Source organism: Rhizobium oryziradicis (assembly GCF_001939045.1).
Lineage (GTDB): Bacteria > Pseudomonadota > Alphaproteobacteria > Rhizobiales > Rhizobiaceae > Allorhizobium > Allorhizobium oryziradicis.
In genome coordinates this window covers 1-14,602 of sequence record NZ_MKIM01000026.1, presented here as the reverse complement: position 1 = coordinate 14,602, position 14,602 = coordinate 1, and the positions used below count along the sequence as shown (strand labels likewise).

Genomic DNA, 14,602 nt, shown 5'->3' with positions numbered 1-14,602 from the left:
CATAAGTCACAGCAAAACCACCGCACGGTGACGGAGATCGGCCCCGCGCAACCCATTGGACCTTGTCGTGTCGGATCAATCTTGCCAACGCACATCTGTCAGCACGATTGAGGGAATGGGTTCATTGGTCCAGAGGCCTTTTAATTTTTTATTCCAGACACCCAGCTTGGCCATTACAAACAAGGGTAAAGCAGGCACATCTTCTGCCAGAATTGTCTGGGCTTGCCCATAGAGCTGGTTCTGAGCCGCCAGATCGCTGGTGGCCTGAATCGTCTTCATAATCTCATCGAATGCCGGATTTTTATAGTTAAAATAATAGGGATCGCGGGCGTAAATATCGATATCCATCGGCTCGGCATGGGCCACGATTGTCATGTCGTAATCGGTTGCCTTGAACACATCCGCCACCCATTTTGCCGGAAATTCGGTGGGCTGAATGGTCATCGTGACACCAATCTCGGCAAACATGGCCTGCATGATTTCGGCGCTGCGCGGCGCATAGGCCATCTGCGGCGTTTTGATGGTAAAGCTGAAACCGTTGGGATAGCCCGCTTCCGCCAGAAGCGCCTTGGCTTTGGGCGGATCGTAAGGCAAAACGTTCGTTGTATCTATATAGCCCGGATCATTCGGGGTATAATGGCTGCCGATGGCCGTGCCATAGCCCGACCATGCGCCATCGATCACGGTTTTTCGATCAATAGCCATCATCAAAGCCTGCCGAACACGTTTCTCGTTAAACGGCTTTCGGGCGTTGTTTATGCCCGCAACCACCTTCAATTCCGTATTGCCAATCACCGTGATGAGCTTGTCATCCCCTTTAAAGCTCTCCATCAACTCAGGAGCCAAAAACTCGGCAAAGGCATCAACATCCCCGGATTTGAGGGCTGCGGCCTCGGCTTGCGGATCGGAAATGAAGCGAAATGTAGCACCCGTCAGCCCAAGGTTGACAGACGTGTTCCAGTAATCCGGATTGGCTTTGAGCTGTACGCGATCACCCTTGGCCCAGCTGACAAATTTGAAAGGGCCTGTGCCTATGGGCGTGATTTTATTGTCTGCTGCACTTTTAGGGGCCACCATCACAGAGGCGGGCCATGCCAACCAATAGATGAGCGAACCTGTTGGCTGTTTAAGCTTCAACACCAGCGTATTGCTGTCGGGCGTTTCGATATGATCAATCGACGCAAAAAAGCGTTTTTGCGGATTGATGGAATCTGCACCGCGCGCGCGCTCAAGGCTGAATTTTGCGACGGACGCATCAAAGGCCTCACCGTCATGAAATTTCACGCCGTCTTGCAAATGGAATGTGTAGGTCAAACCATCGGCTGAAATCGTCCAGCTTTTGGCCAGTTGCGGTATGATCTTGCCATTTTGATCAATGGCCACCAATCCTTCAAAAATATTCTGCCAGGTCACCTGGCCGATGGCCACGGGAGCCGCCGCCGTTGGATCAAGCCCGGTTGGTTCAATCGCCATGCCAATCGTCACCTGCGTGTTTGCAGCATGACTTGGAGCTGATCCGAAGATAGAGAAAACAACAGAGCCCGCAAGCAACACTGCTGTGCGGTGCCAGGTTTTGGCGGGGCGATTTTTCGAGACCAGCACGTTCACCATCGCAATTTCCCCTCTTCCTTGGTGATTTTCACCACACTTCACTGCGCACTCGGATGGATTTATAGCATCATGGTGCCACACTCAGCCATATTTTGCGCATGCGCATGCTAGCATCCACATAATCTTCCGCTTTAACCCATTCCGGTCAGGAGTTTACACAGAAAAAGCAGGGTTCGATAAGAAAGGCATTCCGGAATCAGTTTGGCCCTTCAAGGAAAAGCCACAGAGATAGTGAAGCAATGGAAATTGCAAAATTGCTGGCGCTATCTTTGTTCGTTACACTTATCGGCAATATGCGCCTTTGGCTGTATAAACACGGTTGCGACGAATTTAAACCACCAATGATCGCTATAAACACACAAGAGCATCGAGATAAGAGTATAAAATCAAAGCCATGACGATTGAAAACAGAGCGCCTGCCATCTCGATTGCGGTCACAACATTTAATGGTGAGACGTTTCTAGCAGCGCAGCTGGACTCATTGTTGGCCCAGACCTTTCAAGATTTCGAAATTGTCATAAGCGACGACGCTTCAACAGACGCAACAATCAAAATTCTTGAGCAATACCAACAAAAAGATTCAAGGATCAAAATTTTCCAACAGGCGGAAACGCAAGGTCTGCAGAAAAATTTCGACTGTGTAATGCGCAAATGTGCCGGTGATTTTATTGCGCCATGTGACCAGGACGACATCTGGCTGCCGCAAAAACTGGAGGTTTTATTTGCGCTTATAAAACAGCGTCAATGTTCGTTGGTGTACTGCAATTCAAAATTGTTCGGCACCTCCATGGAGGGACGAGAACTGACCATGTTTGACAGGTTCACCCCGATTGAGGGGGCCAATGCGCTTCAATTTGCGTTCAGGAATTGTGTTTCCGGCCACGCGGTACTTTTCGACCGCTCAATCCTTGCGCATGTTTTGCCAATACCCGAAAATCCAATGTTTGACTGGTGGCTGGCCGCTGTCGCCTCGTCTTGCAAAGGGATCGCCTTTACCTCAGAGCCATTGGTTCTCTATCGCCAGCATGCAGCAAGCACCACGGATGCATTTCGGCAAAAAAAGAGAGTTGGAAGCCGAATTCGCGGGAGCCTGGCGAGAAAGAAAAAGAGATCTGCTTCGATAGCAGATAGAATAAAGCAATTTTGCCTCTGTCCTGATAAAGGCGGTCAGGATTTTTCTCAATTGTTTCGTATGTTTATTAATACAAAAAATAGATTATTAAATATAGAATTTATTGTTTTTTTGTATCGTAATCGTATTGTTTTGTTTGGAGATAAATATAGAGGATTTTTTAAATTTTTACCGAAGCTTATAAAAATTATATCATTGTGATTTTGCTTTTTTGAAAAGTGATGGGATCGCAATGTTGATATTGAGGTAAATTCAATTTTGCAAATATGCGATAAAATATGAATTCCATGCAGAATTTTGACGTAATGCCAAGAGAAATTAAAAATGACCCTTGTGTAAACTATTGATTTCTAGAGGTTGGTTAAGGATTTGGTTCTGCACGAGGAATTGTTCATGCGCGCTGGGTTTGCTTTGCCGGGGTCAAGCTAGACCTCGTGCTTTGCATGGGCTATACGCCCATAAGTGTTTTGAGAACGACTACCCAGCGATATAGGGATGAAATGGCCGACGAGATTGAATTTACCGGCGAGCGTTATATGCCAAGCATTGATGGAAACATCTATCTGGAGCACATGCACAGATATTATCTTGCTAAAGGCTTTGTGCAAGGCAAGGAAGTGCTTGATATCGCGAGTGGCGAAGGCTTCGGGTCTGCCATTCTGGCTCAGGCCGCAAAATCCGTCATAGGTGTCGACATTTCAGAAGATGCCGTGGGCCATGCCCAAGCCAAGTACGGCTCGGCCAGGCTTTCATTCCGTCCGGGGTCTTGTGAGGCGATTCCCTTGCCGGATGCGTCCGTAGATGTTGTGGTGTCTTTTGAAACCATTGAACACATTGAAGCGCATGAAGTCTTTCTCAAAGAAATCAAACGCGTGTTGCGCCCAAATGGCAGTTTAATTATTTCAACGCCGGAAAAAGAAGCCTATACAATTGCGACCGGATTGGTAAATCCGTTTCATGTCAAAGAGCTGTTTCGTCGGGAATTCGATACGCTCTTGTCTCGCCATTTCAATTATGTCTCCATGCATGGGCAAGTCATTGGCTTCGGCTCTCTTATTGCGCCGGAGGGGCAGCCAAGCGTCTTCGTTGAGACCAACGCAGTGACTGGAACATCAACATCTGGCATTAAAACGCCGATGTATATGATCGCCGTTGCGTCCGATGATGCTGCCGGCTGTAAGGCGATCGGAGGATTTTTCTCGCAGGATATTCAGTCGTCTGAGCCTGTTCTCAAGCGCGTTGAATTCGAGAAAGAAGAGTGGTTTGACAGTGTCATTGACGATATTGATCAAATCTCGCAAGAGGTGAAAACACTTCAGAATGTCAACTGGGTGAGCCGGGTTTCACTTTTGAAGCTGCTGCGCCGCTTGGTATATTCGAGACTTCTCTACAAACTGTCTAAAAGCAAACGATTCAGCGAGCGCCGCCGCAAGCGTTTTCTGAACTCAGCCAAAAAGCGCGATCCGATGCTGCTTTCCGGTCGAGTATCTGAGTTTTGTGAAAATTATTACACCCGCATAAGCAAAAACAAGGAACTCTCGGCAAATCGCTCAATACGAAATGCCAAAGGTGGCTTAAGGGTTACGGCGATCGTTCCCAATTACAATCATGAAGCTTATTTGCGTCAGCGCCTGGACAGTATTATAGCGCAAACCTATCCCCTCATTGATATTGTTATATTGGATGACTGTTCCTCCGATGGCAGCAGAGCTGTCATCGAATCCTATGTCAAAAAATATCCGGAGCGTATTCAAGCGGTTTACAACGCGGAAAACTCTGGCGGTGTGTTTCGCCAGTGGAAAAAAGGACATGCCAAGGCCACCGGCGATCTGGTGTGGATCTGCGAAAGCGACGATTTTTGCGAACCTGACTTCGTGGAGCGCATGATCGGCACATTCAATGACTCCAGCGTCATGATGGCTTTCGGGCGGATTGAATTTGTGGACGCCAGCGGCAGCTATATGGATGGCATGGGGCATTACCGCGAAGACAGTGAGCCCGGCATTTGGAATTCTCGGATCGTGCGCCCTGCGTCCACGTGGTTTTCAGGTGGTTTCGGCGTCAAGAACGTGATCGCCAACGTTGGCGGTAGCATCTGGCGTCGTTTCGATATTGACGACAGCATATGGGAGACCGCCGGTAGCTATAAGATCATGGGCGACTGGTTCCTCTACTCTGTGATCGCGGGCGGCGGACAGATCGCCTATGAGCCTGCAGCCCTGTCCTATTTCCGTATTCATGGTAGCAACACGTCTGGTGCCTCGGCGCAATCCAAACCAGAGTATTATCAAGAATATGCCCGGTTGATGGCATCTCTGAAAGCACGCTGGGACATACCGGCCGAGACCGTCAGCAAATTTCTGAGCGTTTGTCGCAATGTCTATGAAAATGCCGGCGGGGTATCTGGTGCCACGTTTGACGTGCTATTGCCTGCCAACGAATTGACGGCGTTGCCGCAAACCAATCTCCATGTGTTGATTGGCTTTCTTGGCTTTTCTTTCGGCGGAGGGGAAATTTTCCCGATTAATCTGGCCAATGCGTTGCGCCGCCAAGGCGTTATGGTCTCCATGCTGCAAATGCATACCGAGGATGATCATTCTGACGTCAGACGCATGTTGCATCCAAGTATTCCTGTGTACACTGCCAATACAGTCAGGGGAATTGGGATCAAAAAATTCATCGAGAGTGCTGGTGTTTCCATCATTCACTCGCATATCGCCAGCATAGATGCTTTCTTGCTTGAAGAAGGGGAGATTTCATCTCCTTATATCGCAACGCTTCATGGTTCTTACGAAGCGATGGAGATCAATAAGAGAAGAATTGCACGGTGGAGCGCCAACATCGATGAGTTTGCTTACACGGCAGAACGCAATTTGACGCCATTCGAAGGGCTGGGGTTGCCTGAGACAAAGTTCAAAAAAGTGCGGAATGCTATGCCTTTGGATCTGGTAGAATACCCTAAAAGCCGCAAGGATCTCGCGATTGCTGATGATGCCGTCGTGTTTTGCCTGGTTGCAAGGGGTATCGATGGGAAAGGTTGGCAAGAAGCGGTTGCTGCCTATATGCAACTGCGCTCTCGTCATCCAGATGTGCCAATGGCATTGTTGATGGTCGGTGAAGGTCCGGTTGCCGACGCAGCCAAGGTGATGGCTGCGGGTGACGCCACCATTCACTTCCTGGGATATGCCAAGCAAATTCACGGGATCTATCGGATGAGCGATGTTGCGCTGATTCCAACACGGTTTCCGGGCGAATCATACCCGCTTTGCCTTATTCAAGCGTTGCAGGTTGGAGTGCCTTGTATTGCGACGGATGTTGGTGAAATCAGAAACATGTCCGAAATTAACGGGCAACAAGCTGGTATTATCCTTCCAAATCTGAGCAATAACGACCAGTTTGTGGCTGAAATTACTGGCGCTATGGAAAAAATACTGTCCCCGGACGTGCGCGCTGAGTTTGCAAAAAATGCGGCTCTTGCAGGTGCAACCTATAACATCGATGATCTTGCTGTTCATTACATTCAGCATTATCGAGCAGTTGCGGCTGCTCGTTCCTGATTTGGCTTAATTTTTGAAAGACACTCTATGAAAATATTAGTCATCGGGGGCGCTGGGTTTATCGGGTATCACCTCGTTCATGATTTATTGGACGCGGGCCATAGTGTGACAGTGTTTGGCCGGAGCGTGCAGCCGGCCAGACCTTTACCAAATGGCGTGCGCTATTTCTCAGGTGATCTCTCCAACACGGCCCTGCTCAAGGATTGCCTGGCGGATATTGACGCTGTCGCCCATCTTGCAAGCGGCACTGTGCCCGCCACGGGAGATAAAAATCCAATTGCGGATGTCAATATGAACCTCAACGGGACGTTAAGCCTGTTGGTGGCAATGGAAGCCTGCAATGTAAAGCGTCTTCTGTTTCTATCCTCCGGTGGAACGGTTTATGGCCCACCCCAGGAAGTCCCAATATCGGTCAATCATCCTCTGGCACCCATTTGTTCTTATGGGATCGTGAAAGTCGCCATTGAGTCTTATTTGAAGCTCTTTGAACGCAACGCGGGCTTGAAACCGATCGTGATCAGAGCGTCAAATCCTTATGGTTCGCATCAGGGGAATTTGGGTGTTCAGGGAATTATCGGAACATACCTCAATCTTGCATCTCAACAGCGCCCTATAGAAATATGGGGTGATGGCTCAACGATCCGCGATTTCATTTATGTCAAGGACTTAACAAGCCTATGCGTGAAATCACTGGAGAGCAACAAGGCCGGTATTTATAATGGTGGTAGCGGATTGGGCACATCTGTGTTGGCCATTGCACAACTTGTCCAGGAAATTACCGGTAATCCCGCGCCTATTGTTTATAAACCTCAACGTAATTTGGACGTTCCAATATCTGTTCTTGAAGTTGAGACAACCAAGGCAGACTTTGATTGGGATCCGAAGGTTGGCATTCAAGAGGGCATTTTAAGGACTTGGGACTGGTTGAATAGCGCAGAAAAGGCTTAAAGCGGCACTGTAAACTTAACGCTGCGAAGTCGAGATATGGGATTGAGGCTTTGGTTCAGGCGACATGAGTGCCCGTGGTGTGGTGCCATGATTGCATGGTTGGTTCGCAATTCGCAATGATGGGTGGATGGAAGCGAACCGTTGAAGGTGCCTCGTTGAGTTGAAGCGTTTCATGATCCTTTCACCCGTCGGAGAGGCTGATGAGAATTCTCGGCCAGATTGTTCATGCCCTTGTGCGAGCGATGTTCGACGCCGGGCATGATATTGCGCTTCGCCGCATCGTAGGATCGAAGCTTATCGGTGATTATCACACGCGGCGAACGCATGTGTGCTTCGGTGACAGTCAGGTCGTGCTGGGCGTCAGTCCGTCAGCCTACGAGTAAGCCTGCAGCGCCATGGGGCCGGAGAATGCGGCTGTTGCCATCGCCTGCATCCTTGAACGTTCGAACTTCATCAATTCGGGAAGAGGGCATCTCCGTGATCTCACGAAGCGGGCGAAGCGCGGCGAGTTCTCGCTTGGACCGATGTTTATCGTGACCTGAGCCCCAATTCCCCTCCATTTTTTCGGAGCGTCTTTGGTTTTCAATCTGGCCTTATGCCGCCTGTTTTTCCATAGCCATTTTCATTGCGAACTCGCTGGGTGTGATGTTACCCAGCGATGAGTGGGGGTCTGTTTCTGTTGCAGTCCTCCTTCCATACGGCGATGGCAGCGCGGGCTTGAGTGAGCGATGAGAATAGCGTCTCGTTGAGGCACTCGTCGGGGAAACTGCCGTTGAAGCTCTCGATGAAGCCGTTTTGCATCGGCTTACCTGGGGCGATGTAATGCCAGTCGACCTTTGTCTCCTGGCACCATTTGTGGATGGCCATGCTGGTCATCTCCGTTCCGTTGTCCGAGACAATCGTCCTCGGCTCTCCCCGTCTGGCGATGAAACTATCCAGTTCGCGCGCAAGCCGAGCGCCTGACAGGGATGTATCCGCGACCAGGCATAGGCACTCGCGGGTGAAGTCGTCGACAACGGCCAGCACCCGAAAGCGGCGGCCATCGGTGAAGGCATCGCTGACGAAGTCCAGGCTCCAGCGCTCGTTAGCGCGCGACGGCAAAGCCAGATGGTCCGACGTTGGCTCATCCTGTGCTGAGCACAGACGTGAGCCACCGCTTTCCGCTTCACATCGGGCGTCACCATTTTTTTGAAGTGGCACCCTTCAGGGTCGCATTGTCCAGTATGGCTTCAGCCAAGAGTTTCTTCAGCTTGGCATTTTCGTCTTCAAGGGCCTTCAGCTTGCGCGCATCGGACACATCCATGCCGCCATACTTCGCCTTATATTTATAGAAAGTTGCATCCGACATGCCGTGCTTGCGGCAGATATCGACCGTCTTTGCCCTGCCTCCTGCGCCTTCAATATCCCGATGATCCGTTCTTCCGTGAACCGTGAACGCTTCATTCGTCCGTCTCCTTGATGTGACGGACTCTACCAAATTCTGGAGGAAGTTAACGGGCTCAGGTTAAGAGTTCCAAACACCTAGTGACTCCTCTTGCTTGCACGCGATATTTACGGCAATAAGATCCCATGACTTCGAAAAAACTGCAAATAGATTGCTAGTTTTTAAAAACAATTAACTATCGAGGGCGAGCCAGTGAGTTTTAAAATCGCCGTGATTGGGGCAGGTTGGTACGGATGTCATATTGGATTATCGTTGTCTGCCTTAGGGTTTGACATCAAGATATTCGAGCGAGAGCGCAGACCTCTACACCGAGCCTCGGGAAACAACCAATTCAGGTTGCATTTAGGCTTCCATTACGCGCGTCATCACGGAACTAGACAACAGTCACGTGACGGATTTCTACGGTTCATTGAACGATACCCAAATCTCTCGTCTCCGGTCGATCGTAATATCTATGCCGTTCCGAAATCAGATAGCCTGATCGATTTTACAACATACAAAATGATAATGGCTGCGTCCGGTATAGAATTTACCGAAACGACAGAATATGAGCATTTCCTTTCGAATGTTAGTGGAGCTATATTAACAAAAGAACGTGTTTTAATGATTAACCAAGCGAGGGATTACTTTCAGGAATCGCTTGCCGGAATTCTACATTTGGAGACAGCTGTCACAAGCATGGAGCCTTTGGACAAACATGTCAGAGTTAATGGAGAGCTGTTTGACTATGTAATTGATGCAACGTGGGGGCATTTCTTGAGTATTCCCAGAGAGCTATACTTCGAACCAACAATGCTATTGTACTATGAGGCAATGGATCACCACCCTGCGGTGACCTTGGTTGATGGTTCACTTTGCTCGGTATACCCAACAGAGGATCCCTCTATCTTTACGCTTTCAAGTGTCGCACACACTCCCCTTGGCGGCTTTACGAATGCCAACCAGGCACGCGCCTGCATAAATAGCGTAGACAGCGTATTAATTCGCGAAAAACAGACTGCTATGGAAAATCAAATGATGCGGTATCTGCCGCAGTTTTGCGAGTCGTTTCAATTCAAAGGCGTGCAGCTGGCTATTAAGACCAAACCGGTCGGGATGGAGGATGATAGAAGTTGCGCAATTTACCGAAACGATCGCATATTCAGCGTGCTTTCCGGTAAAATAGATACGATATTTTATGCGACTGAACGAATTCTCTCTTCACTTGAGGGAAGCCAGTTATTTTCCACGCCCCGGAATGTTTCTATTCGCAATGATATTGTAGCGGCATCATCAAGGCAGGCAGGCGCGAGAATTGCATCATCTAACAAAAAGAATTTGGCTCAGGACGCTTAAGGACTACGGCCAAACGACAAAAAAGCTGAAATAGAGAGGCTTGAGAAGAATGTGTGCTTCATGGTTTTGTCTAATTGAACTTTGTAAATCCAAAAGAGTCACAGCAAAAACCCCATCAATTTTGACGTAACCTCTCGCCTATCCAGCAAAAAGATCTCCAAAATATATAAAACAGGAAGCCAATGTGAGTAAACGCAATCGTAGAACAGCATTGATAGGATATACAGGGTTTGTTGGCTCGACCATAATGAGGGATCGTCAATTTTCACATGTATATAACTCCAAAAATATTGATGAGATACGAGGCGAACATTTTGATGACGTCATATGTGCAGGAGTATCCGCGGTAAAGTGGTTAGCAAATAAAGAACCAGACGCCGATCTATCTGCAATAACAAAATTGATCGATTGCTTGGAATCGGTAAGTGCCTCTCGTTTCACGCTGATTTCCACCATCGACGTCTACGAAAATCCTGTTGGTGTTAATGAACTTGACGAACCTATAAACAATCAGCCCTACGGAAAACACCGCTACCTGTTAGAGAAATGGGTCAGAGAGAAATTTGAAAGCGCTGTAATCGTGCGTCTTCCTGGGCTTTTCGGGCATGGCCTGAAGAAGAATATTATCTATGACTTTCTTAATAAGAACATGACGCAAAATATCGTTCCAAACGCAGAATTTCAGTGGTACCCCATGAGGCGCCTCAATTCAGACCTTGAACTTATAAGCGGCAGCAACGTTAAGCTTATCAATATATGTTCGGAACCTTTAGTAAGCGGCGATATTGCCAGCCGGTTTTTCCCTGAAGCCATCATGGGAAGTCCGCAAAAATTGCCCCCAAGGTACGATGTACGTTCAATTCATGCGAATTTAACAAAAGGAAATGAGAATTATCATATTTTAGCTGAAGAAGTTTATGCTGAATTACAAAAATTTATTGAGACAATAAATGAATAAAATTTCCATCTCAAACTTAGCATTCCAATCTGCAGACCTTAATAAGGTTCTGTCTAGTTTGTCTCGTGCTGGGGCGTCAGGTATTGAGGTTGCACCTACAAAAATCGCTGAATGGGACTCTCTGACGAACTCGTCATTGCGTGAGTATCGATCGCTATTAGCCGATCATAACCTGTCTGTATCGTCCCTACAGGCGATATTATACGGCATGCCAAATGTAGAATTGTTACGAGAAGTGGGGCAGTTTGAAAATCTCTGTATACATATGAAACGTATCGGAGAAACAGCAAATGTGCTCGGGGCGGAAGTGGCCGTTTTGGGTGCTCCTAAGCAGCGATCCCGAGGAGATCTCACCGAGGCTGAGGCCTTCAAGCTTGGGGTAGACCGACTTCGACTACTTGCTGATATCGCTCATGAACATGGAATTGTTATTGGGCTGGAGCCTGTTCCCGAAGTCTACGGATGTGACTTTCTCACGAACTGGGAACAAGTCAATGACATGATACAGCAGGTTGATCATCCCGGACTGAGGGTTCATCTCGATACAGCCTGTGTAATGCTGGGGGGAGGCAACATCACCGAAGCAATTCATGCAACGTCGACTCGTTTGGTTCATTTTCACATTTCAGAGCCCAAACTTCAGTCGTTCAAATCACCTATCGCTGAGCACACGGAGGCATCAGAGGCACTCATTGAAATCAAGTACGATGGCTGGCTAGTAATTGAGATGCTCGCTCACGACGAATTAGATGATCAAGCCTCCATAGACGCCGTTATGTTTGCGAAAGCGACGTACATGGCCTGAAGATATCATGCAAGATATTGGTTTCTCGGAGCAGCGATTGACTCTGATCTCGCCGAACGGATAGACGGAACATGGATAAAATGGATTTTGATGAAAAAAGCTCAAGTATGCTATCGAGGGCAGCTCGATATTCTACGTTGACTATTATGGTTGACAGCGAGTTTCGAAGCTAAATTCATAAACTGAATTAAACGATTTGACATACCGCGGCGGGAATAGAATGGGCTGTTCAGAGTTTTTTGAAAGAGTAATTGAGGAAGATGTCAATTACTCGCAACATTTTGATTTTCTCTCTGCATCAGGAGAGATGGTAGGATTGAGGTATTTTCAAGAGGAGATCGCTCTTGGTCAATACCTTCACTTCGGCTGGAACATCGAGATTGTTATCAGAAAGAATGCGACATTAATAGGAGTTTTGGAAAACGGAACTGAAAAGGCATTGTGGTTCTTCGACCGTGGTGGACGTCTTCTCGCAACCGACTTTGAGCATCTCGATGATATGCGCAAGTGCGACGTCGAGGGGGTTTTAATCGACGGCATTTCGCTTTGCGACAGCAGCACGATAATGAAGTCGTTTCAAGCAGAATGGGCTAGGAATGCCCATTTGCTAAACGCGGACACATTCGCGAAGGTTGTCGAGTATCATCTATCTAATATTGAGTTGGCGTTCTTCGACCATAGTCGCGACGATTTGATTGAGACGATACTACAATTAGTAAATACTAATCTTAACCACGAAATAGCCCCTAATGGGACAATCGGCGACCCCTCGTTATTTTTAAATGCGGTGGGAAAGGGAAAAATCGAAGTCGTTAACCCTGTTTCAGGTTCGACACTTTGTGGTACAAAGTGTATTTTTAAAGAAAATAATCATCTTATTTACCCAGTCCATTGCGAGTCCGAGTCTGCATTTCTTATTGCTGTGGGTTCTGCAATAATATTCCCGGCTTTTCTATATGCGCCACAAGCTCGTCGTCTTTCCTCCACGAATCGAGAGCCTTTGGCTAGCAATTCCGTCCAGTATTTACGGGATACCATTCACCATATGCTTCAGTCATATGGTGCCATTTGTCCGTACCTGCAGCGGCCTGGGGGACGGGCATCTGGTTTCATATTTATATCGCATATTGGGCACCACATGTGGAATGAGTTAACCGGGCTAGAAGAAGCTGAAGAAGCTGCTTTCCTGGAGCGGCTTGATCATCTTTATAGCCTATGGCCAGATCATGGTGAGCATTTTGGGAACGTCGATGCGTTGTTTCAGAAAGAGAAAGACTACGTTATACGAATTAGGGAAGGTATCTTTCCAAAGTGTGCGTATGACGCGAACGAGTTTGTCGTCCGTCTAGGAGGTGGATATGTTCGGGAAAGTCTTACCAAGCGCGTAGTAGAATATAGTTATAAAAAGGAGAGTGATTTTGCTGCCTCTTCGCGTTTGTTGATGAAAAATTTTGACTACACTATTTTAATTTCACACAGACTTGAAAACAGAACTTGGCTTAACCAATTCGAAGAAACTGTAGAATGTGTGGACAGACTCTTAGATGAGGGTTTGAAAATATGCTTAGTTTTTGACGGGCATAACAATAACAACTCGAGCGCCGGGTTTTTCAGAAGCCATGAGGAGAATCTAGGCCGTTCAATACCTGATGAGGAGCAGGATCTTGTCCATCGGTATTCATCATATTTTGGTAATAGAGTGGGTTTGATTAATAATATAGGTGGGTCTGTAGCGCGATCTATAATACTGGCAGATCTGTCCTCTTTTTTTATCATGCCTTGGGGAGCGGGTTTGGCAAAATATAAATGGGGCGCTGGAGCGTGGGGTGTCTTAGCTTCGAACAAGTATTGTCTTTCTCAAAAGGGAGACCGCTTCATCTATGAAGAAGCCAAGTATGTACAAAACGGTGTTGCTGATATTTGGTACGATCCCAACGAGGTAGAAGATGAGGTGGTATGGAGCCCCGGCGTCTCGCTAATTGCTTTAGACAGAGGGGACTTCAGGACAGTTCCTGGAACCTTGTTGCAGTACGTACTGCGCGCGATAAGCAGAGTGCAATCATAGTTAGACATTGAACTTGCTGGGAAAAGTGGAGAGCGAATGTTTCTTCAGGCAGGTAGGCATGACGTGCCCCCCATAAATTCGTCCATTTAGATCTGGAGTTTTCCACTTATGATCCCTGCAGGGCAGAAGAGGAGAATTCGATGAAAGCCTCGAAGTTTACGGAAGCGCAAATTGCATTTGTGTTGAAGCAGGCGGCGGATGGAACATCGGTTGGCGATGTTTGCCGCAAGGCTGGAATATCTGATGCGACATTCTACAACTGGCGTAAGAAATATGCAGGCCTGATGCCCTCGGAGATGAAGCGCCTGCGCCAACTCGAAGAGGAGAACGCCAAGCTAAAGCGGATCGTTGCCGACCTTTCGCTCAACAAAGCTATGCTTCAGGACGTTTTGTCAAAAAAGCTCTGAGGCCTGCTCGCAAGCGCAATCTTGTCGACACAATCAAAACGGACTGGAAGGTCTCAATCCGGCGTGCATGCGCCGTCTTAAAGATCGACCGGTCCCTTTACGTCTACAAGTCCAAACGCGGCGATCAGGCCGAACTGAAGCTGAAGATCAAGGATCTCTGTCAGACGCGAGTGCGCTATGGCTATCGTCGTGTGCATGTCCTGATCAGGCGTGACGGGTGGCCCGTGAACCCAAAGCGAAGCTACCGCCTTTACATGGACATGGGCCTCCAGCTTCGCAACAAGGTTCCGAAGAGACGTGTCAAGGCGAAGCTGCGGGCTGACCGCACCGCACCTGCACA

The 14,602-nt window shown here is 48.0% G+C and carries 8 protein-coding genes and 4 pseudogenes; 9 read left to right on the top strand and 3 right to left on the bottom strand.

Annotation, left to right across the window (positions count from 1 at the left end):
- Positions 1-75: 75 nt before the first annotated feature.
- Positions 76-1,473 (bottom strand): ABC transporter substrate-binding protein, encoded by a 1,398-nt coding sequence (locus tag BJF95_RS10280; protein ID WP_245297296.1) that lies wholly within the window; start codon positions 1,471-1,473, stop codon positions 76-78.
- Between the two features lie 532 nt (positions 1,474-2,005).
- Between BJF95_RS10280 and BJF95_RS10275 the strand changes: the two genes are divergently transcribed.
- The 3 genes from BJF95_RS10275 to BJF95_RS10265 all read left to right on the top strand — a co-directional run bounded on the left by BJF95_RS10275 (position 2,006) and on the right by BJF95_RS10265 (position 7,248).
- Positions 2,006-2,944, top strand: coding sequence for a glycosyltransferase (locus BJF95_RS10275; RefSeq protein WP_075639397.1), 939 nt, complete (start codon positions 2,006-2,008; stop codon positions 2,942-2,944).
- A 299-nt stretch (positions 2,945-3,243) separates the two neighbouring features.
- Complete coding sequence (locus tag BJF95_RS10270) at positions 3,244-6,300, top strand: glycosyltransferase (protein WP_075639396.1); 3,057 nt, start codon at positions 3,244-3,246, stop codon at positions 6,298-6,300.
- Positions 6,301-6,327: 27 nt separating this feature from the next.
- Positions 6,328-7,248, top strand: coding sequence for an NAD-dependent epimerase/dehydratase family protein (locus tag BJF95_RS10265; protein ID WP_075639395.1), 921 nt, complete (start codon positions 6,328-6,330; stop codon positions 7,246-7,248).
- Positions 7,249-7,263: 15 nt separating this feature from the next.
- Here BJF95_RS10265 and BJF95_RS10260 read toward each other — a convergent pair.
- Positions 7,264-7,568: pseudogene (locus tag BJF95_RS10260) on the bottom strand (DDE-type integrase/transposase/recombinase); the annotation flags it as partial.
- A 4-nt stretch (positions 7,569-7,572) separates the two neighbouring features.
- On the opposite strand from BJF95_RS10260, the pseudogene repC reads away from it, so the two are divergent.
- A pseudogene (repC, locus tag BJF95_RS10255) lies at positions 7,573-7,790 on the top strand (replication initiation protein RepC); the annotation flags it as partial.
- A 51-nt stretch (positions 7,791-7,841) separates the two neighbouring features.
- Here the strand turns inward: repC and BJF95_RS10250 are convergent.
- Positions 7,842-8,691: pseudogene (locus BJF95_RS10250) on the bottom strand (IS3 family transposase).
- A gap of 193 nt (positions 8,692-8,884) precedes the next feature.
- Between BJF95_RS10250 and BJF95_RS10240 the strand changes: the two are divergent.
- The 5 genes and pseudogenes from BJF95_RS10240 to BJF95_RS24360 all read left to right on the top strand — a co-directional run.
- The gene (locus BJF95_RS10240) at positions 8,885-10,027 is read left to right on the top strand and encodes an FAD-dependent oxidoreductase (protein WP_075639394.1); all 1,143 of its coding nucleotides are present in this window, start codon (positions 8,885-8,887) and stop codon (positions 10,025-10,027) included.
- Between the two features lie 184 nt (positions 10,028-10,211).
- Entirely contained in the window at positions 10,212-10,985 is a 774-nt protein-coding gene (locus BJF95_RS10235) for an NAD-dependent epimerase/dehydratase family protein (protein WP_139317464.1), read from the top strand.
- Positions 10,978-11,790, top strand: coding sequence for a sugar phosphate isomerase/epimerase family protein (locus BJF95_RS10230; protein WP_075639392.1), 813 nt, complete (start codon positions 10,978-10,980; stop codon positions 11,788-11,790). Before BJF95_RS10235 ends, BJF95_RS10230 begins: the two co-directional genes overlap by 8 nt.
- Positions 11,791-12,010: 220 nt before the next feature.
- A complete protein-coding gene (locus BJF95_RS10225) occupies positions 12,011-13,855 on the top strand; it encodes a hypothetical protein (protein ID WP_139317463.1) in 1,845 nt (614 codons plus the stop codon).
- A 140-nt stretch (positions 13,856-13,995) separates the two neighbouring features.
- Positions 13,996-14,602 (top strand): annotated as a pseudogene (locus BJF95_RS24360) (transposase); the annotation flags it as partial.

Bases quoted from the DNA above. Each gene is read 5' to 3' on its own strand.
- BJF95_RS10225 (WP_139317463.1), top strand. From the start codon at position 12,011: ATGGGCTGTTCAGAGTTTTTTGAAAGAGTAATTGAGGAAGATGTCAAT.
- BJF95_RS10265 (WP_075639395.1), top strand. From the start codon at position 6,328: ATGAAAATATTAGTCATCGGGGGCGCTGGGTTTATCGGGTATCACCTC.
- BJF95_RS10275 (WP_075639397.1), top strand. From the start codon at position 2,006: ATGACGATTGAAAACAGAGCGCCTGCCATCTCGATTGCGGTCACAACA.
- BJF95_RS10280 (WP_245297296.1), bottom strand. From the start codon at position 1,473: ATGGCGATTGAACCAACCGGGCTTGATCCAACGGCGGCGGCTCCCGTG.
- BJF95_RS10230 (WP_075639392.1), top strand. From the start codon at position 10,978: ATGAATAAAATTTCCATCTCAAACTTAGCATTCCAATCTGCAGACCTT.
- BJF95_RS10270 (WP_075639396.1), top strand. From the start codon at position 3,244: ATGGCCGACGAGATTGAATTTACCGGCGAGCGTTATATGCCAAGCATT.